This window comes from Pantoea sp. ARC270 (assembly GCF_003236725.1).
Lineage (GTDB): Bacteria > Pseudomonadota > Gammaproteobacteria > Enterobacterales > Enterobacteriaceae > Pantoea > Pantoea anthophila.
Map to the genome: position 1 here is coordinate 166859 of NZ_PUGA01000005.1, position 17965 is coordinate 184823.

Sequence of the window (17965 nt, forward strand, 5' to 3'; positions counted from 1 at the left end):
GCAAGCATAAAGGCGGTCAGGCCGCCTTCATGCCGATTACGGTGTCTGACGCAGAACCTGACGAGAATCGATAATCAGACAGTCACCCGGGCAATGTCCTTCATCTGTGATAACCGGATTTTCGGGTAACGTATAGGCCATGCCATTTTTCTCACGGATAAAATGGGCCATCCCGGCAAAGGTCCATGACATGCTCAGGCCCAGTCCGCCAAAATCATCATATTTCCGCAGCGTAGCGACTTTCGGTAAATACTCCCCGGTCAGGCGATAGTAGAGTGCCCCGTTGAACGCTTTCGGCACCTGCTGCGTGATCGCCCGTTCGAGCAGGGCAAACTCCTTGCGGGCAGGTACGGAATAACCGTTGATAAGGTGACTGATGGACAGTGAGGCCGCCGCGATAACCAGCAGGGCATAGAATGTCTTTTTCCACTTCAGCTTTTTACTGAGTTCAAACAGGCCCAGAATAAAAGCGCTGGTAGTCATCAGCGCACCGGCAATAAGCGTCCGGTAGGCCGCCATGCTCTCACTGACAATCAGGTTAGGCAGAGCGGCGATAACCAGTAAGATAAACATCAGATAAAATTTGTCGTTACCGGCTGCCTTAATTTTCTTCAGCCCAAAACCGATAATGATCGACGAGATGATGACTGAAACCGTTTTTGCGCCGAGGTCAAAATTGCAGATCACGTTCTTAAGGTATTCCGTGAAAAACCAGCTGAGCTTAGCCGGGACGTTATAGCTGAAGGCGGAGCGCGGCAGCGTGTGGCCATAAAGCTGGACCGGGAGGACCTTTGATGCGAGCAGCGCCGCAAACATACCGGCACCCAGTACGATCAGAGAGATTGCAGCCCGCTTCCTGTCAATTCTTCGTGCTGAAAGGCAGAGATCCAGCGCGGCAAAAAAGGTAAAGCTCATTGCGGCTGGCTGATAGAGACAAAAGGCAACGGTCAGCAGGCACACCGCTGACACGCGCCCTGACACGCCGGGTTTAGTCGAGAAGTGGTAGCTGGCACCTGCCAGTAAAATGGCCGCGATGTAAGGGAAGCAGGATGCCCAGGCAATATAAACCTGAAAGGAGGGAAGCAGGCAGAGTAATAACGCAAAGGTTATCCGCTGAGCCTGGTTTTCCATCAGCTGATATTTCTGGCAAAGGGTATAGAGATAATAGCCGGTAAAGATAAGCAGAATAATGGCGACAGCACGCAGGAGTGCCAGTCGTTCTATGCTCGCGACCAGGAATGAGGCGCTGTACTGAATAATGCCATAGACCGGTCTGCCCGACAGGGTGTCCCAGTTTAAAATACTGAGCCTGTCAAAATTGGCCCAGTAGAGATTGGTCCAGTCATCGGTATAGGCGTATTGGGTCAGCCAGGCGGGACTGTAGGCCACCAGAAAAATTAACGCAAAAAGTAAAAAAACCTGACGGCGGGTCAGGCCGTTATCGGTGGCGATCATCTGTCATCCTTTTATTCTGACCATTATCTCTGCCCGTTTACCGGACAATCTAATCGATGTTTTCGGGCGGGCTTGATTTATTTTCCACGGGTTTTCGCAAAATATAGCGAGGCCGGTTTTTGGTTTCCATATAGATGCGGCCAATATATTCACCCAGTACACCAATGCCAATCAGCTGAACTCCGCCAAGAAACAGGACGGAAACCAGGATAGAGGGATAGCCAGGCACAGGATTACCGAACAGGAGTTTATCTGCGATCATCCAGAGCCCATAAAGGAAGGCCAGCGAGGCAACCAGGAAACCCAAGTAAGACCAGATACGTAGCGGTACGGTTGAGAAAGAGGTCAGCCCCTCCAGCGCCAGATTCCACAATTTCCAGCCTCCGAATTTACTGTGCCCCGCGACCCGCTCAGTCCGGACATATTCAACAATGTCAGTCTGTCCGCCGACCCAGCTCAGAATGCCTTTCATAAAAAGATTTTTTTCGGGCAGCCGTTTAATGTTCTCAACCACTTCCCGCGACATCAGCCGGAAATCACCCACGTTCTCTTCAATCTGCGGATAGCTGATTTTGTTATGCAGCTTGTAAAACCAGCGGGCGGTTTTGCGCTTCAGATGGCCATCAGCACTTCTGTCAATCCGTTTGGCTAAAACGATATCGGCACCCGCCTGCCATTTACGGACCATTTCGGGAATTATCGAAATCGGATCCTGTAAATCGACATCGATTGGAATTATGGCCTCGCCGGTTGCCGCTTCCAGTCCGGCAAACAGCGCCGGCTCTTTGCCAAAATTACGAATAAACGACAGGCTGCGCACCAGCGGATCACGCTGGCTCAGTTGAGTAATCAGCGCACGCGTTGCGTCCGTGCTGCCATCATCGATAAAAACAATCTCAACCTGCCAGGCCGCAAGCGCCTCATCTTTTCTCACGGCCTGATAAAAATGGGGAATAGCCTCTTCTTCATTGAATACCGGTACCACCAAAGAGATGTTCATGACTCTCCTTTAAAGACGATAAAGCGGGAAAAAAGGAAGCCACACGCCAGACTCAGGGCGGATGAGGCGATCAGCGTTATCAGAGGGTAGAGGCCGAGCCGGTCAGCGAGATAACCCACGCTAAAGGCCATTGCCCCCATAAACAGGACGTAAAGAAGATAGCGCCAGGCTGTTGCCTGCTGATTAAAGGTCCAGCGTGCATTCACAAAGAAAGAGAAGGTGACGGCCAGACAAAACGCCAACAGATTAGCGGTTGACTGGAAAAGACCCAGGCTAAGGCAGATAAAGAAGGTGACCCAGTGAAGCAGGGTATTGATGACACCTACCGTCAGATATTTTGCGAAGAAAGTCAGCATTTTATAGTGGTTTTTATTCGGTTTTGAAAAATATACAGCAAGTCGGATGGGATAAAAACTTCGGCGCTGACAAATCCTGACACTCTGAGACAGAATCATGATCTCAGCGGCGCAGTACAAAACGCCATCATCCACGCCAGAAGTGTCAACTTTTCCTGACAGAGTCCTTTCTGCCGGTGCGCGACTTAGCGTATCATTGCACCATCTGAACCTGATTAAGGCGAACGCAATGCGTCTGGAAGTGTTCTGTCAGGACCGCATCGGTCTGACGCGTGAACTGCTCGACCTGCTGGTGGCACGCAATATTGATTTACGCGGTATCGAAATTACGGCGATTGGGCGCATCTATCTCAACTTTGCTGCACTGGAATTTGATGCCTTCAGCAATCTGATGGCTGAAATCCGGCGTACGCCCGGCGTGACAGATGTGCGCACTGTCACGTACATGCCTTCTGAGCGGGAACACCGTGCGCTGAGTGCGCTGCTGGTGGCGATGCCCGATCCGGTGTTCTCTGTCGATCTGAAAAGTAAGGTTGAGTTAGCTAATCCGGCGGCACAGAACCTCTTCAATCTCGATGAAGAGAAGATGCGCAATTTCAGCGCCGGTCATCTGATCACCGGCTTCAACTTCATGCGCTGGCTGGAGAGCGATCGGGTGGAAGCGCAGGCGCAGCATGTCGTTATTGAGGGCCGGGATTTTCTGATGGAAGCGCGTCCCATCTATCTGCCGGGTGAAGAGGGCCAGAGCGACCGGCCGGTCGGCGCGATGGTGATGCTGAAGTCGACCGCCCGCATGGGCCGTCAGCTGCAGAATCTGGTGGTCACTGACGATTCGGAGTTTGATCACATCATTGCCGTGACGCCGAAAATGCGGCAGGTAGTGGATCAGGCCCGCAAGCTGGCGATGCTGGATGCGCCGTTGCTGATTGTGGGCGACACCGGCACCGGGAAAGACATGCTCGCGCGCGCCTGCCATCTGCGCAGCGCCCGCGGGAAGAATCCTTTCCTGGCGCTGAACTGCGCCTCACTGCCTGACGACGTTGCGGAAAGCGAGCTGTTTGGACATGCTGCGGGCGCCTATCCTAATGCGCTTGAAGGCAAGAAGGGCTTTTTCGAACAGGCGAACGGCGGCTCGGTGCTGCTGGATGAAATCGGTGAGATGTCGCCGAGAATGCAGACCAAACTGTTGCGTTTTCTCAATGACGGCACCTTCCGCCGCGTCGGTGAAGAGCATGAAGTGCATGTGAATGTGCGGGTGATCTGCGCCACGCAGAAGAACCTGATTGAGCTGGTACAGCGCGGAGAGTTCCGCGAAGATCTCTTCTACCGTCTCAACGTCCTGACGCTGCAGTTGCCGCCTCTGCGCGATCGTCCGCAGGATATTCTGCCGCTGACCGAGATGTTTGTTGCCCGCTTTGCGGATGAGCAGGGGATGGCGCGTCCACGTCTCTCTCCGCAGCTCAACGCGTTTCTGACCCGCTATGCCTGGCCGGGCAACGTGCGTCAGTTAAAGAATGCGCTTTACCGGGCGTTAACCCAGCTGGAGGGTTACGAACTGCGTCCTCAGGACATCGTACTGCCTGAGCAGGCGCTGGATGTGTCGCTGGGTGATGAGGCGCTGGAAGGAACGCTGGATCAAATCACCAGCCGTTTTGAGCGCTCAATCCTGACGCGGCTTTACCTCTCCTATCCCAGCACCCGAAAACTGGCAAAACGGCTCGGCGTGTCACACACGGCGATTGCCAACAAGCTGCGGGAATATGGTCTGGGGCAGAAGCGCAGCGACAGCGAATAGGCTATGCGCGAAAGGGAAAAAGCGGATAACCGGGTTATCCGCTTTTTTGATTACTTCAGCGCGGCCAGCGCAGCGTCATAATCAGGTTCGTTGGTGATTTCATCCACCAGCTGGCTGTAAAGCACTTTATCATTCTCATCCAGCACCACCACCGCACGCGCGGTCAGACCTTCCAGCGCACCATCGGCAATTTCCACGCCATAATCATACTTAAACTCTGAGCCGCGCAGCGTCGACAGGGTCACCACGTTGCTCAGGTTCTCTGCGCCACAGAAGCGCGACTGGGCAAACGGCAGGTCAGCAGAGATACATAACACCACGGTGTTATTCAGTTCGCTGGCTGCCTGATTAAATTTACGCACTGATGACGCACACACGCCGGTATCCACACTCGGGAAAATGTTCAGAATTTTGCGTTTTCCTGCATACTCAGAGAGCGCAACGTTAACCAGGTTCTTCGCCACCAGGGTGAACGCTTTGGCTTTATCGCCCGCCTGTGGGAACTGACCTGCAACCGGGACGGCATTACCCTGAAAATGAACAGTCTGAGACATAGTGATTCCTTTTGATGATAAAAAAGTGCTGATACAAAAAGGCTAAACTTAGCCGTTGTTTATGACATAAATGTTAAGGGTTTACGAGTGTAATTGTCGAAATCTCTGTGGCGGTCTGCCACTGCGTCATTCATTCTGGAGTGGAAATGAGAACGGTAAAAAGTTATCCCGAAGCCTGGCCGTTGCATACCCCGTTTGTCATTGCCCGTGGAACCCGAACCGAAGTGAAGGTGGTGGTGGTTGAGATTGAAGAGGCGGGCGTCAAGGGGGTGGGTGAGGCGACGCCTTATGCCCGCTACGGCGAAACCGAGGCCTCTGTACTGGCGCAGATCGCCTCTCTGCTGCCCGCGCTGCAGCAGGGCATGACGCGCGAGGCACTGCAGCAGGCGCTGCCCGCCGGTGCCGCGCGTAACGCTATCGACAGCGCGCTGTGGGATCTCGCCGTTCATCAGCAGAAAAGCAGCCTGTGGCAGCTGAATGGCGTCACCGTGCCCCCGGAGGTGGTGACCGCCCAGACGGTGAGCATCGACACTCCGGCAGCGATGGCCAGCAGCGCGCTGGCGCTGTGGCAGCATGGTGCCACGCTACTGAAAATTAAGCTGGATGATAATTTCATTACCGAGCGGTTGATGGCGATCCGCGCAGCGGTGCCGGAAGCCACCCTGATAGTCGATGCGAACGAATCCTGGCATGCAGAGGGGCTGGCGGCGCGCTGCCAGCTGCTGGCCGATATTGACGTGGCGATGCTGGAGCAGCCGCTGCCCGCCGGTGAAGATGCGGCGCTGGAAAACTTTATTCATCCCCTGCCGATCTGTGCCGATGAGAGCTGTCACACGCGTGACAGCCTGCCGGCGCTGCGCGGCCGTTATGAGATGGTCAATATCAAGCTGGATAAGGCTGGCGGGCTGACCGAAGCGCTGGCGCTGGCCGAAGCGGCGCAGCAGCAGGGCTTTGCGGTCATGCTTGGCTGCATGCTCTGCACCTCGCGGGCGATACGCGCCGCACTGCCGCTGGTGCCGCAGACCCGTTTTGCCGATCTTGATGGCCCGACCTGGCTGGCGGTGGATGCCGAACCACCGATTAACGTGCGGAACGGTCAGTTGCTCATTGCTGCCAGCGCAGCAGGTTAACCATCACCTCAAGGTAGACTTCCGTCGCTTCATCCACGGAGATTACCGGCAGTTCCGCGGTCACGCAGGGCAGGCTGAGATCTTTGCACCAGCTGCCGAAGGAGCCGGGAGTGTCATATCCGACGCTGGTGACGCGGGGGAGGCCGGTGTGGTCGGCCAGCCAGCCGCCTATCTCTGACTGATGCGGGTCATCAATGCACCCCAGCGGCTCATGCCAGGAGACGATCCAGCGTGGTTTGATCTGATGAATCAGGGCGCAGAGCGCCTGGGTTTCCGGTTCTGAGGCGGGATGATTGCCGGTTGAGAGCGCCACATCGCGCGCATCGGCGGCGCTGTTCCAGCGATAAACGGTATCGCCCGACTGCCAGTTTGCGGCCGGAAAGTTACGGTTGAGATCCACACCACTGGCATTCGCGCGCAATCCCAGCTGACAGCCGTCTGGATTAACCGCTAACACCACATGATGCCGCCGCATGCCATCGGGCAGCGTCCGCAATGCGGCGGAGAGCGTGGCGATAGCCGCATTCTCATCCCCATGGGTGCCTGCCAGGATCAGCCCGCTCTCCGAATCGCCCAGCGGAGCCGGAAACCAGAGCAGCGGTGCGCCCAGGAGTGAGCGACCATACTGCTGATACGGAACGTCCAGCTTGCCACGCAGCGGGCGCGGATGAAGTGGCGACATAATGATTTCCTCGAAGGGTTTTATTAAAAGTAGCGGAAAAGCAGAAGGCGGAAAATAGTTATTTATCCATCAGCGATTTGCGTTAAAGTGCCCTGCACAAGCTGCATCGCGATCGGCGTCGTGCAGCGCTTCTTTAGGGTAAAGGAGTGATTATGGTTAAAACCTTTCGCATGACGCTGGCCGCCATCAGTCTGAGCAGCCTCTTCACACCCGCCCTCGCGGCGAATCCACCCGCTGGCGCGCAGCTGGCTGAGCAGCAGCAGATCGTGCGTCATATCAAGGATGAACCCGCTTCGCTCGATCCGCTTAAAGCGGTCGGCCTGCCAGAGATTCAGGTCATTCGCGATCTCTTTGAAGGCCTCACCAATCAGGATGCGCACGGTAAAATCGTACCGGGCGTGGCCCAGAGCTGGAGCAGCAGCGACAACAAAACCTGGATCTTTACGCTGCGCAACAACGCACGCTGGTCGAATGGCGAGCCGGTCACCGCGCAGGATTTTGTTTACAGCTGGCAGCGCCTTGTCGACCCTGAAAACAGTTCACCGTCGGCCTCGTTCGCCGCCTTAAGCGGTATTGAGAACGCGGCGGCGATCGCTAAAGGTCAGATGACACCGGATAAGCTGGGCGTGGTGGCGCAGGATAACAGCCGCCTGAAGGTCACGCTGGATCGTCCGGTGCCGTGGTTCCCGGCGCTGGTGGCTAATGTGGCGCTCTTTCCGGTGCCGCAGAAGACCCTGGCGCAGCAGGGCGACAGCTGGACCGCGCCCGGTAAACTGGTCGGCAACGGGGCCTATCAGCTCAGCGAGCGCGTGGTAAACGAGAAAATTGTCCTGACGCGCAATCCGCACTACTGGGATGATGCCCATTCGGTTTTGACCCGTGTGACGTTTGTTCCGATCAATGAAGAGTCGAGTGCCACCAAGCGTTATCGCGCCAACGACATCGATATCACCGAATCATTTCCTAAAGAGATGTATGGTCTGCTGAAGAAAAGTCTGCCGGGTGAGGTCTACACGCCTGACCAGCTGGGCACCTATTACTATGCGTTTAATACGCAAAAGGGGCCGACGGCTGATGCGCGGGTTCGCAAAGCGCTCTCCTGGTCTATTGATCGCCGGATCATTGCGGAAAAAGTGCTGGGAACCGGTGAAAAACCCGCATGGCACTTTACCCCGGATGTCACCGCTGGCTTCAGGCCGCTGCCTTCTTTCCTGCAGCAACATGACCAGAACAATCTCAACGCGCAGGCAAAAGCACTGCTCACCGCAGCGGGCTATGGCCCGGGTAAACCGCTCAGGCTTAAGCTGCTTTATAACACCTCGGAGAGCCATCAGAAGATTGCTATCGCGGTGGCGTCTATGTGGAAAAAGAACCTTGGCGTGGATGTCTCGCTGGAAAATCAGGAGTGGAAAACCTACATCGACAGTCGTAACAGCGGCAACTTCGATGTGATCCGGGCATCCTGGATCGGCGATTACAATGAGCCGTCCACCTTCCTGAATCTGCTGACCTCCGGCAACAGCAGCAACATTCCCCGCTTCAGCAACGCGGATTACGATGCCGTGCTGGCCAAAGCGAGTCGCGAGACCAGTGACGAGGCGCGCAACAGCGATTATAACCGCGCGGAACAGATTCTGGCGGATCAGGCACCCATCGCCCCGATCTATCAGTACACCAATGGCCGCCTGATTAAACCCTGGGTCAAAGGGTATCCCATCACTAACCCCGAAGATGTCGCCTACAGCCGCGAGCTCTGGATCGAGAAACATTAAGCCTCCGGTGGCTGTTCATCCGGCCACCGGCTGACATCTTTCTACACAGCCCGGAGATTGCAACTCATCGCCGCCACGCTAGACTGTATCGTATTGATTTTGATAGTGAGGGGACGGTGTGGACGTAATTGAAGGAAAAGCATTGCAGGTTTCAGATGCCATCATTTCCTGCCAGCTTGATGGCAAGGGCGGCATGATCCCGATCGCGGAAGATGAGGTGATTCAGTGCGAGCAGCCCTGCTGGCTGCATCTGAACTACACCCATCGTAAAAGCGCAGAGTGGCTGCAGTCGACGCCTCAAATTCCCGATGCCGTCCGTGATGCCCTGGCGGGTGACAGTATGCGTCCGCGCGTCAGCCGTCTGGGTGATGGCTTCATGATTGTGCTGCGCAGCGTTAACCACAACAGCGATGCGCGCCGTGACCAGCTGGTCGTGATGCGGGTCTTTATCAACGACAAGCTGATTGTTTCGACCCGCCGGCGCAAAGTCTCTGCCGTGGATGAAGTACTGACCGACCTGCAGAACGGCAATGGCCCGATCGATTGCGGCAGCTGGCTGGTGGATGTCTGTGATGCCCTGACCGATCACACCAGCGAATTTATCGAAGAGTTGCATGACAAAATCATTGAGCTGGAGGATGCGCTGCTGGATCAGCGGATGCCCGCGCGGGGTGAGCTGGGTCTGCTGCGCAAACAGCTGATTGTGATGCGACGTTATATGGCCCCGCAGCGCGATGTCTATGCCCGGCTGGCGAGCGAAAAACTGGCCTGGATGGATGACAACGAGCGGCGTCGGATGCAGGAGATTGCCGACAGGCTGGGACGCGGGCTGGATGACCTGGATGCTGGCGTGGCGCGAACCGCCATTCTGGCCGATGAGGTTGCCTCTGCCATGGCCGAATCGATGAACCGGCGCACTTATACCATGTCAGTCATGGCAATGATCTTCCTGCCAGCCACCTTCCTGACCGGTCTGTTCGGCGTCAACCTCGGCGGCATTCCGGGCGGAGAATGGCGATACGGCTTTTCCATTTTCTGCCTGCTGCTGGTGGTTCTGGCTGTCGGCGTCGCCGGTTATCTGCGTAAACGGCACTGGCTGTAGCGCGACGGGGAGGGACCATCTCAGTCCAGGCGCTGAAATTCGAGGAAAGGCGGCAAAAGCTGATCGATATCAAGAACCCGATGTTGCCGTTGACGCAAACTCTCTCCCGCAGGTGAATGCAACGTCAAGCGATGGGCGTTGCGCTCCATATTGTCTTACTTCCTGATTTAGAATTAATGCATAGCACATTTAATTCGAAACATGCCGGCCAGTGCGCCGGCTTTTTTTTGCCTGGCTGGCTGGAACGCCGTTCCTTACCTAAGCTTAAAGTCCATTCGCAAGAAAAGGAGTACGGCATGAGCGCGATTTATAACAGCGAGCCGATCCCCACGGATCCGACCCCGATTCCTGACCCGATCCCCCATCCGCAACCTCAGCCCGATCCGCCGACGGATCCGGAGTTTCCGCCGATAATGGATCCACCGCCACACCGCAACATATAAAAAAAGGGCGTGCTGCCAGCAGCACGCCCTTCTGTTTTTCCGGCACTTACTTAATCTGAAGCACATCCAGACGTGCGCCTGTGACAGGGGCATCTTCATCATCGAGCCGCCAGCCTGCCGGCTGCAACGGCAGCGTTTCGCGGTCAAAGGCGATATCGCCCCCGTCCACCACCGCATCGCCATGTTTGATGCCTTTGAAGTCGAACAGATTGACATCGGCGAGGTGCGACGGCACGACATTCTGCATCGCACTGAACATCGTTTCGATACGGCCCGGGTAGCGCTTATCCCAGTCTCGCAGCATATCGGCTACCACCTGCCGCTGCAGGTTTGGCTGAGAACCGCAGAGGTTGCAGGGGATAATCGGGAACTGACGCGCTTCCGAGAAGCGGATGATATCTTTTTCACGGCAGTAGGCCAGCGGGCGGATCACAATCTGCTTGCCATCGTCGCTCATCAGCTTCGGTGGCATGCCTTTCATTTTCCCGCCATAGAACATGTTGAGGAACAGCGTCTGCAGAATGTCATCGCGGTGGTGGCCCAGCGCAATTTTCGTGCAGCCCAGCTCCGTGGCAACGCGGTACAGAATGCCACGGCGCAGGCGTGAGCAGAGAGAGCAGGTGGTTTTCCCTTCCGGAATCTTCTCTTTGACGATGGAGTAGGTATCTTCTTCGATAATCCGGTACTCCACACCCTGAGACTCCAGATAGGCCGGGAGAATATGCTCAGGGAAGCCAGGCTGCTTCTGGTCCAGGTTAACGGCAATCAGGCTGAAACTGACCGGGGCGCTTTTTTGCAGACTGCGCAGAATTTCCAGCATGGTATAGCTGTCTTTTCCGCCCGACAGGCAGACCATGATGCGGTCACCTTCTTCGATCATATTGAAATCTGCAATGGCTTCGCCGACATGACGGCGCAGGCGTTTCTGCAGTTTATTGAGGTTGTACTGTTCTTTCTTGTCAACCGTTTGATTATCTTGCATTTTTACCTATCTCTAAAACCAGAAAGCGTAGCCTGAGGGCAAATCAACGTGCGCATTCAGCCAGCCACTTCTCTGCGGTGTCACGAATATGCAGCGTATGGTACGGATTGTTGCCGCGAATGCCAGTGCCGGAGTGAAGTAATCCATGGATTAAGACGCCAGAGTTCACCTTCCGCACGTTGCGTAAAGGCAAACGGGGAGAGAAAGGGATGTTGCAGCATTTCGCAGTGGCGCATGCGGAGGAGAAAAGTCAGCGTTACGTCCTCAGCTGGCGGGGACCTCTTTCCACTGACAGTCGATTTCATCACTGTGCGAGGAGCAGGAGGGGGATGAAGCCTGGTCAGTCGCGGTTCGCGCGCTATCGTTCTTTGTCGCGCAGCCTGCGATCATAAAAATGAAGGGGAGGATTAACAGATATTTCATTGACGCCACCGGTTCAGCAAATTAACCAGCATGAGCAGGTAAAGATCAATCAGACATAAACAGGCACTATTATATCGGGAGTGAAATTTGACCCATATCAAATTTAAATATTTTGCTTTTTAAATCGGGCGTTCTGCGTGAGTCAGGCTGGGACAGATTAAACGGAGTGATCTGAAAGTCGCACGCGGTTTAATCTGTGTTGAGCGGAAAAGCTTATAATCAGCTTCATCGACAGGCTGGATTAATGGCCTGAATCGAACGCTCTGTTAATTTCAGACTGCACTTTGTTATCTGGAAAAAGAAATAGTAAACAGTCAGTTGTCTATTGCTTAAGAACGTCTTCACCGGATAAAAAAGCATAACGTCAGGCTGGGGTTTATCCAACGTAAAATCAACAGACAGACATCCGGGGCGTCGTTTCGCACATTTCGGCAATACAGCGGAACAAAGGAACCGTTTAATATCCCGCTGTGCAATCAGGTTAAAAAAGGAGTGGTGATTAACCGCGATGAGAAAGCCGGATGACGATCACAAAATAAAAAAGTCTGGTGTGAAATTTTTCATGACGCTGCTGCTTTTTTTAATCTGTTATGTCGCCGTAATGTATGGTGGCGTTCTGCTGCTGCTGAACCGGCACGGCTTACTCCATTTTCTGCTGCACTGAATTTAATTAGCCGCAGGCTTTAAAGATCCAGCGATAGGCATGGTGTAAAAAATGCCTGAGTACGCCAAGAATGTTTTCAGCGCCTTCCTCAGCCAGACATTGTCCGGTTTCGAGCGCATTATTCACCGAGTTGCGATGGTCCAGAATCATGATAATCGCCACCGCAGCCGCGATCAGGATAACCGTTAGCAGGCTTAACCCGCGCCAGTTACTTTTACGTGCGGTAGCGGACAGGGCATTGTCTGCAGGGTCAGAGTCAGGGCGCATTGGTCTCCGGCTGTCATCATTTCGCTGATAAATAATACCGGATTATGTCATTAATTTCTGACCGGCTCCATGTGTCAGGTCAGGGGATGGTCATTCTGAAGGGTGACAGTGGATCAGGCTGTTAACAACGTCGGCAGCAGGCAAGGGGAGCGCCATCGTCTGCGCCAACATTTTCAGGGGGGTTGAACCCACCGGGCTGGCGCACCGGCCCGGTGAGACAGGAGAGATGCTCACATCATCTCCAGCGACTGCACCCCTTTAATCTCCATCACCTTATCGTAAAGATGCGCGTCATTTGACCTGCGCGACAGCGTAACCTGCACGCTGAGTTCACACAGTCCGCTTTCCTGATCGCGATTAATCACCGTCACGTTGCCGTAGCGGATGCCTTCCCGCTGCATCACCAGCAGCACCAGCGGCACACTCTTCGGCTTCAGGAAAACCAGCAGGGTATGGTGTTTACCGATTAAAACGTGGCTCAGACGGCGGAACACTTCCAGCACGACCAGCGCCAGTACGGTGCCATAGATGCCGATCTCATACATGCCGCTGCCGATGACCAGGCCAATCGCTGCGGTTACCCATAAACCCGCCGCCGTGGTTAAGCCTTTCACCACCTGCTTCTGGATCATGATGGTACCCGCGCCAAGGAAGCCCATGCCGCTGACCACCTGCGCCGCAATACGGCTGGGGTCCAGCGCGACATGGTCGCTGTTCAGCATATCGGCAAAGCCATATTTCGACACCAGCATGAACATCGCACTGCCGATCCCGACCAGAATGTGGGTGCGAAGTCCGGCTTCCTTGGCCCGCATCTGCCGCTCCAGGCCGATGAGGCCGCCAAGAATACCGGCCAGCGCAATGCGAATTAACATATCCATTAACATGGCTTTACTCCGAAATAAGGGGGGCCGGAAAAGGGTGACAGTTCAGTGTTACCAGGTAAACAAGATAATTCTGCTTGCAAAACACGCCGCAGAAATTTGTAAAAAGCTGTTTCACCTCTCGACCCCTTGTGCTGCCTGACATATGCTGAGCCAGCCTATTATCCCAATTCCCGGAGTCCGACTGATGAAAGCAGCCACCTTTTTGCTGGCCGGTGCCGCGTTATTCCTCTCTGCCTGCAGCAGCCACAGTGATGATAACGAGCCACCGCAACAAGCCACCGCCGCCCATGTTCAGCCCCGCGTGGTGATGTCTTCTCTGGCAGAAAGCACCTGTGAAAATGCAGGCGGAACCCTGGCTTTTTCGCATCAGCTGGATGGATCCCGGGTGGGGATGTGTCAGTTAGTGAACGGGCGTCGTTGTGATGAGCAGGCGCTGATCGGCGGGCACTGCGCGCGCTGATAGACAGGCCGGATTGCTCCGGCCCGCGCCCTCAGACGGAGAGTCGGTTCGGGCAGTCTTCACCGCGATCGAGCTGACTGAGATTGCTTAACGTGGTTTCAGAAATGGCGGTCAGGGCTTCGGCGGTTAAAAACGCCTGATGGCCTGTGAAGAGCACGTTATGGCACGCCGACAGACGGCGGAAGACATCGTCCTGAATCACATCATTCGACTTATCTTCAAAGAACAGGTCGCGTTCGTTCTCATAAACATCCATGCCGAGCGCGCCAATCTTCTGCTGCTTCAGCGCATCAATCGCCGCCTGTGAATCGATCAGACCACCGCGGCTGGTATTGATAATCATGACGCCGTCACGCATCTGGCTGAACGCCTCGGCGTTGAGCAAATGGTGATTTTCCGGCGTCAGCGGGCAGTGCAGCGTAATGACGTGCGACTCCGCAAACAGCGTCTTCAGATCGACATACTCCGCGCCAAGTTCCAGCGCCTGCTCGCTCGGCCAGGGGTCAAACGCCAGCAGCCGCATGCCAAAGCCCTTCAGGATGCGCATGGTCGCAATGCCGATTTTACCGGTGCCTATTACGCCCGCCGTTTTGTTATGCATATTAAAGCCGGTCAGGCCGTCGAGTGAAAAGTTCGCGTCACGGGTGCGCTGATAGGCGCGATGAATACGGCGGTTCAGCGTCATCATCAGGCCGATAGCATGCTCCGCGACCGCTTCCGGCGAATAGGCGGGCACACGCACCACCTCCAGGCCCAGCTCTTTTGCAGCGTCCAGATCGACATTATTAAAACCGGCACAGCGCAGCGCGATATACTTCACACCCAGCGCGGCCAGCTCTTCCAGCACCGGTCGGCTGCCATCATCATTGACAAAGATGCAGACCGCATCGCAATCCACTGCCGTTTTTGCTGTGCTTTCAGTGAGTAAAAAGTCGAAGAACACCAGTTCAAAGCCGAACTGCTGATTGACCTGCTCAAGGTATTTCTGATCGTAATGCTTGGTGCTGTAAACCGCGATCTTCATCGTTGTGCTCCTGCAGAGGTGATAGACCAAGGATAACGTTTTCTGACGGACTTTGCTGAAACCGCTGAAATGCGTCCGGGGCAGACCTTCACCTCGCGCAATTTACATGCCATCATCATGGTCAGGATAGGGTGAGGAAAAGGATTATGGCTTTTATGCCACGGAGAGTCCGGCGGCGGCTGGCGGCTGTTCTGGCGCTGATTCTGCTGCTGCTCGGCCTGATGTTAACAGTGACACAGTGGCTGCCCCGGCTGGTCGGGATCTGGCTGCCGCAGGAGACCCGCATTGAGCTGACTGGCGCACCGCGCTGGCGGGAGGGAGGCCTGTGGTTGCCAGAAATTCGTTATCTGGCGGGCGACTGTACGCTGGCAACGGTTGAAGCCGTCTCGCTGGGCTGGCATCAGTCGCGCTGGAAACTTAACGCGTCCGCGCTGACGCTGGACAGCGCCTGTCTGCAAAAACTGCCGGCGAACGACGACAATCCCGGTTCGCCCAGAACGCTGGCCGAATGGCAGGCAATGCTGCCGGGTGCCGATGTCCATCTGGATAAGCTGACGGTGGCCCCGTGGCAGACCTACGCGGGTGCACTGGATCTCACGCTGGAAAAAGATCGCCAGCGTCTGACTTATCGGGGTGACAATCTGCAGCTGGCGGCAACGCTGACCGGTCAGCAGCTGGCAGTCGATCATCTGACGCTGACCCATCCGGCACTCTCTGAACCCATCACCCTCAAGGGGCACCTTGAACTTCCCACCTTTGCCAGTGACCTGCCGGTAAATGGCGAGGTGGCCGGACAACTGGCGCTGGCTGCGCTGCCGCATCCGCTTCAGCTCAGCCTCAACTGGCAGCAGCAGCAGGGCGTAGTCGTCGCAACGACGGCGGAACAGGATCGCCCGCTTCTGCGTCTCCCCTGGCAGATCAATCGCGACCAGATTCAGATCGAGAAGGGGGAATATTACTGGCCGTTCGCCGCCCAGCCGCTCTCCGGCTTTGTGAACCTGACGCTGGAGAACTGGCAGTCGGGGCTTGAACAGAGCCAGATCAGCGGACGCCTCAATCTGCTGACCCGCGGGCGCGGCGGCAAGGGCAACGTTGTACTGGGGCTCGGCCCCGGCCACCTCAGCCTGACAGAGAGCCATCTGCCGTTTCAGCTGACCGGCGAAAGTAAGCTGGCGGAACTGCAACTCTACGGCTCCATTCCGGGCGTGCTCAGCGGGTCACTCCTCGATCCTCAGCTGCAACTCCAGCCTAAATCGCTGCTGCGCCTGCGGGGCCGCCTGCTCTCCACGCTGGAGGTGGACGAGGCGCGCTGGCCGCTGGCGGGCGTGCGCCTCTCATCGCAGGGAATTGATGGCCGTCTGCAGGCGATTCTTAACGCGCACGATGCCAGTTTTGGCCGTTTCCGGCTGCATCTCGATGGGCGTGCCAGCGACTTCTGGCCTGATAAGGGCGAATGGAACTGGCGCTACTGGGGCGGAGGCGAGATGCTGCCGCTTCAGGCACGCTGGGATGTCAAAGGCACGGGCGGCTGGCACGATACGCTGATCCATCTGGATACGCTCTCCACCGGGTTTAATCAGCTGGCCTACGGCAGTGTCAACGTCGCCAGTCCGCGTCTGACGCTCACTGAACCGGTTAACTGGCAGCGCGATGCGGCCCACCCGGCGTTTAATGGCCATTTCCGGCTGCAGGCGGGTGAAACCCGGTTCAGCTATGGCGGCAGGCTGGCTGATTCCACGCTCGATTTCGAAGCGAAAGGCCGCGACCCCGGCGACTTTATCTGGCGGGGCAGTCTGAATGCCGGCAGGATTGGCCCGCTGCGGGTCAATGGTCGCTGGGATGGCGAACGGCTGCGCGGTCAGGCCTGGTGGCCGTCACAGTCGCTCCGGGTGTTTCAGCCGTTAATCAGCCCGGACATGAAAATGCAGATTCAGGATGGTCAGCTGCAGGCGCAGTTCGCCTTTTCCGCTGCCCCCGATCAGGGTTTTCAGGCCGGTGGACACTGGTCGGTGAAGCAGGGCAGCGTCTGGACGCCGGACAGCCAGATCAATGGTATCGACTTCTCACTGCCCTTTCGCTTCAGGGCCGGGCAGTGGCAGTTTGGTCAGCATGGCCCGGTTTCTCTGCGCATTGCCGAGGTAAAAAACCAGTTTGCGATGCAGAATATCCGTGCCGATCTGCAGGGCAGCTGGCCGTGGAGCGAAGCCGCGCCGCTGAGGTTGCAGGATGTCAGTCTGGAACTCCTCGGCGGGCAGATTACGCTGCCCGCATTGCAGATGCCACAGCATGAGCCTGCGCGGGTAACGCTGCGTCAAATCAGCCTCAGCGAGCTGGTGACCGCACTGAAGCCTAAGCAGTTCGCCATGTCGGGACGGGTTAACGGTGAACTGCCGCTGTGGCTCAATAATCCCCGCTGGCTGGTCGAGAAAGGGTGGATAGCCAACAGCGGCCCTCTGACTTTCCGGCTGGACAACGATATGGCGGATGCGATTACCCGTAATAACGTCGCCACCGGCGCGGCGCTGGACTGGCTACGCTATATGGAGATCTCCCGCAGCTGGGCGACGATTAATCTGGATAACCTCGGCGACCTGAGCATGACAGCAGAGGTGCAGGGCGTCAGCCGGTTCAGCAACCGTCGTCAGACGGTGAATCTTAACTACCATCATCAGGAAAATCTGTTTCAGCTCTGGCGCAGCCTGCGCTTTGGCGATAATTTGCAATCCTGGCTGGAACAACACGCGACTTTGCCATCGAACAAGGACACTTCACCATGAGCCTGAGGGCACTACTGGTTCTGGCAGCCGGACTGCTGAGCATCGGCTGCGTGCCGCGCATTGAGGTTACGGCACCCAAAGATCCCATCACCATCAATATGAACGTAAAAATTGAGCATGAGATCCACATCAAGGTGGATAAAGACGTGGAAGCGTTACTGAAAAACCAGAGCGGTCTGTTCTGAGGAGAGC

17 protein-coding genes are annotated in these 17965 nt (G+C 56.0%); 8 read left to right on the plus strand and 9 right to left on the minus strand.

The genetic code is table 11. The features are described 5' to 3' along the window. Nucleotides 1–36 precede the first annotated feature (36 nt). Genes CKF42_RS04260 through CKF42_RS04270 form a run of 3 tightly spaced genes read right to left on the minus strand, consistent with a single transcriptional unit; the run spans nt 37 to nt 2811 of the window. Nucleotides 37–1455, minus strand: coding sequence for a hypothetical protein (locus CKF42_RS04260; protein WP_111207601.1), 1419 nt, complete (start codon nt 1453–1455; stop codon nt 37–39). A gap of 49 nt (nt 1456–1504) precedes the next feature. Beyond that, the gene (locus tag CKF42_RS04265) at nt 1505–2455 is read right to left on the minus strand and encodes a glycosyltransferase family 2 protein (RefSeq protein WP_111207602.1); all 951 of its coding nucleotides are present in this window, start codon (nt 2453–2455) and stop codon (nt 1505–1507) included. Beyond that, nucleotides 2452–2811 carry a GtrA family protein gene (locus tag CKF42_RS04270; RefSeq protein WP_111207623.1) on the minus strand — a complete coding sequence of 120 codons (360 nt, stop codon included), beginning with the start codon at nt 2809–2811 and terminating at the stop codon, nt 2452–2454. The genes CKF42_RS04265 and CKF42_RS04270 overlap by 4 nt, the downstream gene beginning before the upstream one ends. Nucleotides 2812–3040: 229 nt before the next feature. On the opposite strand from CKF42_RS04270, the gene tyrR reads away from it, so the two are divergent. Next, nucleotides 3041–4606: a transcriptional regulator TyrR gene (gene tyrR / locus CKF42_RS04275; RefSeq protein ID WP_058957869.1), complete on the plus strand. Its 1566-nt coding sequence runs from the start codon at nt 3041–3043 to the stop codon at nt 4604–4606. Between the two features lie 50 nt (nt 4607–4656). On the opposite strand, the gene tpx is transcribed toward tyrR, so the two are convergent. Then, nucleotides 4657–5160, minus strand: coding sequence for a thiol peroxidase (gene tpx / locus CKF42_RS04280; protein ID WP_046101893.1), 504 nt, complete (start codon nt 5158–5160; stop codon nt 4657–4659). A gap of 146 nt (nt 5161–5306) precedes the next feature. Between tpx and ycjG the strand changes: the two genes are divergently transcribed. Then, the gene (gene ycjG, locus CKF42_RS04285; protein WP_111207603.1) at nt 5307–6290 is read left to right on the plus strand and encodes an L-Ala-D/L-Glu epimerase; all 984 of its coding nucleotides are present in this window, start codon (nt 5307–5309) and stop codon (nt 6288–6290) included. Here ycjG and mpaA read toward each other — a convergent pair. After that, entirely contained in the window at nt 6265–6972 is a 708-nt protein-coding gene (gene mpaA / locus CKF42_RS04290) for a murein tripeptide amidase MpaA (protein ID WP_058957867.1), read from the minus strand. The genes ycjG and mpaA overlap by 26 nt on opposite strands. Before the next feature lie 152 nt (nt 6973–7124). Between mpaA and CKF42_RS04295 the strand changes: the two genes are divergently transcribed. The 3 genes from CKF42_RS04295 to CKF42_RS21475 all read left to right on the plus strand — a co-directional run bounded on the left by CKF42_RS04295 (nt 7125) and on the right by CKF42_RS21475 (nt 10289). Continuing rightward, complete coding sequence (locus tag CKF42_RS04295) at nt 7125–8744, plus strand: ABC transporter substrate-binding protein (RefSeq protein WP_111207604.1); 1620 nt, start codon at nt 7125–7127, stop codon at nt 8742–8744. Between the two features lie 118 nt (nt 8745–8862). Then, entirely contained in the window at nt 8863–9846 is a 984-nt protein-coding gene (zntB, locus tag CKF42_RS04300) for a zinc transporter ZntB (protein WP_009090042.1), read from the plus strand. A 116-nt stretch (nt 9847–9962) separates the two neighbouring features. Then, nucleotides 9963–10289 carry a hypothetical protein gene (locus CKF42_RS21475; RefSeq protein ID WP_140925444.1) on the plus strand — a complete coding sequence of 109 codons (327 nt, stop codon included), beginning with the start codon at nt 9963–9965 and terminating at the stop codon, nt 10287–10289. Between the two features lie 46 nt (nt 10290–10335). On the opposite strand, the gene ttcA is transcribed toward CKF42_RS21475, so the two are convergent. The 3 genes from ttcA to CKF42_RS04315 form a co-directional block, all read right to left on the minus strand. After that, nucleotides 10336–11271 carry a tRNA 2-thiocytidine(32) synthetase TtcA gene (ttcA, locus tag CKF42_RS04305; RefSeq protein ID WP_009090046.1) on the minus strand — a complete coding sequence of 312 codons (936 nt, stop codon included), beginning with the start codon at nt 11269–11271 and terminating at the stop codon, nt 10336–10338. A 1093-nt stretch (nt 11272–12364) separates the two neighbouring features. Continuing rightward, nucleotides 12365–12625: a hypothetical protein gene (locus tag CKF42_RS04310; RefSeq protein ID WP_009090049.1), complete on the minus strand. Its 261-nt coding sequence runs from the start codon at nt 12623–12625 to the stop codon at nt 12365–12367. Between the two features lie 230 nt (nt 12626–12855). Continuing rightward, nucleotides 12856–13512 carry an MgtC/SapB family protein gene (locus tag CKF42_RS04315; RefSeq protein WP_033736241.1) on the minus strand — a complete coding sequence of 219 codons (657 nt, stop codon included), beginning with the start codon at nt 13510–13512 and terminating at the stop codon, nt 12856–12858. Between the two features lie 184 nt (nt 13513–13696). Between CKF42_RS04315 and CKF42_RS04320 the strand changes: the two genes are divergently transcribed. Beyond that, nucleotides 13697–13972, plus strand: coding sequence for a DUF333 domain-containing protein (locus CKF42_RS04320; RefSeq protein WP_009090053.1), 276 nt, complete (start codon nt 13697–13699; stop codon nt 13970–13972). Nucleotides 13973–14003: 31 nt separating this feature from the next. On the opposite strand, the gene CKF42_RS04325 is transcribed toward CKF42_RS04320, so the two are convergent. Next, complete coding sequence (locus CKF42_RS04325; RefSeq protein ID WP_111207605.1) at nt 14004–14996, minus strand: 2-hydroxyacid dehydrogenase; 993 nt, start codon at nt 14994–14996, stop codon at nt 14004–14006. 146 nt (nt 14997–15142) lie between these two features. On the opposite strand from CKF42_RS04325, the gene CKF42_RS04330 reads away from it, so the two are divergent. Next, complete coding sequence (locus CKF42_RS04330) at nt 15143–17773, plus strand: YdbH family protein (RefSeq protein WP_111207606.1); 2631 nt, start codon at nt 15143–15145, stop codon at nt 17771–17773. Further along, nucleotides 17770–17958, plus strand: coding sequence for a YnbE family lipoprotein (locus CKF42_RS04335; RefSeq protein ID WP_009090058.1), 189 nt, complete (start codon nt 17770–17772; stop codon nt 17956–17958). The genes CKF42_RS04330 and CKF42_RS04335 overlap by 4 nt, the downstream gene beginning before the upstream one ends. Nucleotides 17959–17965: the final 7 nt, after the last annotated feature.

Coding starts and splice junctions, on each gene's coding strand:
- CKF42_RS04260 (WP_111207601.1), bottom strand. CDS start 1,455: ATGATCGCCACCGATAACGGCCTGACCCGCCGTCAGGTTTTTTTACTT.
- CKF42_RS21475 (WP_140925444.1), top strand. CDS start 9,963: ATGCAACGTCAAGCGATGGGCGTTGCGCTCCATATTGTCTTACTTCCT.
- mpaA (WP_058957867.1), bottom strand. CDS start 6,972: ATGTCGCCACTTCATCCGCGCCCGCTGCGTGGCAAGCTGGACGTTCCG.
- CKF42_RS04320 (WP_009090053.1), top strand. CDS start 13,697: ATGAAAGCAGCCACCTTTTTGCTGGCCGGTGCCGCGTTATTCCTCTCT.
- ttcA (WP_009090046.1), bottom strand. CDS start 11,271: ATGCAAGATAATCAAACGGTTGACAAGAAAGAACAGTACAACCTCAAT.
- tyrR (WP_058957869.1), top strand. CDS start 3,041: ATGCGTCTGGAAGTGTTCTGTCAGGACCGCATCGGTCTGACGCGTGAA.
- CKF42_RS04310 (WP_009090049.1), bottom strand. CDS start 12,625: ATGCGCCCTGACTCTGACCCTGCAGACAATGCCCTGTCCGCTACCGCA.
- CKF42_RS04315 (WP_033736241.1), bottom strand. CDS start 13,512: ATGTTAATGGATATGTTAATTCGCATTGCGCTGGCCGGTATTCTTGGC.
- CKF42_RS04325 (WP_111207605.1), bottom strand. CDS start 14,996: ATGAAGATCGCGGTTTACAGCACCAAGCATTACGATCAGAAATACCTT.
- CKF42_RS04265 (WP_111207602.1), bottom strand. CDS start 2,455: ATGAACATCTCTTTGGTGGTACCGGTATTCAATGAAGAAGAGGCTATT.
- tpx (WP_046101893.1), bottom strand. CDS start 5,160: ATGTCTCAGACTGTTCATTTTCAGGGTAATGCCGTCCCGGTTGCAGGT.
- CKF42_RS04295 (WP_111207604.1), top strand. CDS start 7,125: ATGGTTAAAACCTTTCGCATGACGCTGGCCGCCATCAGTCTGAGCAGC.
- CKF42_RS04335 (WP_009090058.1), top strand. CDS start 17,770: ATGAGCCTGAGGGCACTACTGGTTCTGGCAGCCGGACTGCTGAGCATC.
- CKF42_RS04270 (WP_111207623.1), bottom strand. CDS start 2,811: ATGCTGACTTTCTTCGCAAAATATCTGACGGTAGGTGTCATCAATACC.
- ycjG (WP_111207603.1), top strand. CDS start 5,307: ATGAGAACGGTAAAAAGTTATCCCGAAGCCTGGCCGTTGCATACCCCG.
- CKF42_RS04330 (WP_111207606.1), top strand. CDS start 15,143: ATGGCTTTTATGCCACGGAGAGTCCGGCGGCGGCTGGCGGCTGTTCTG.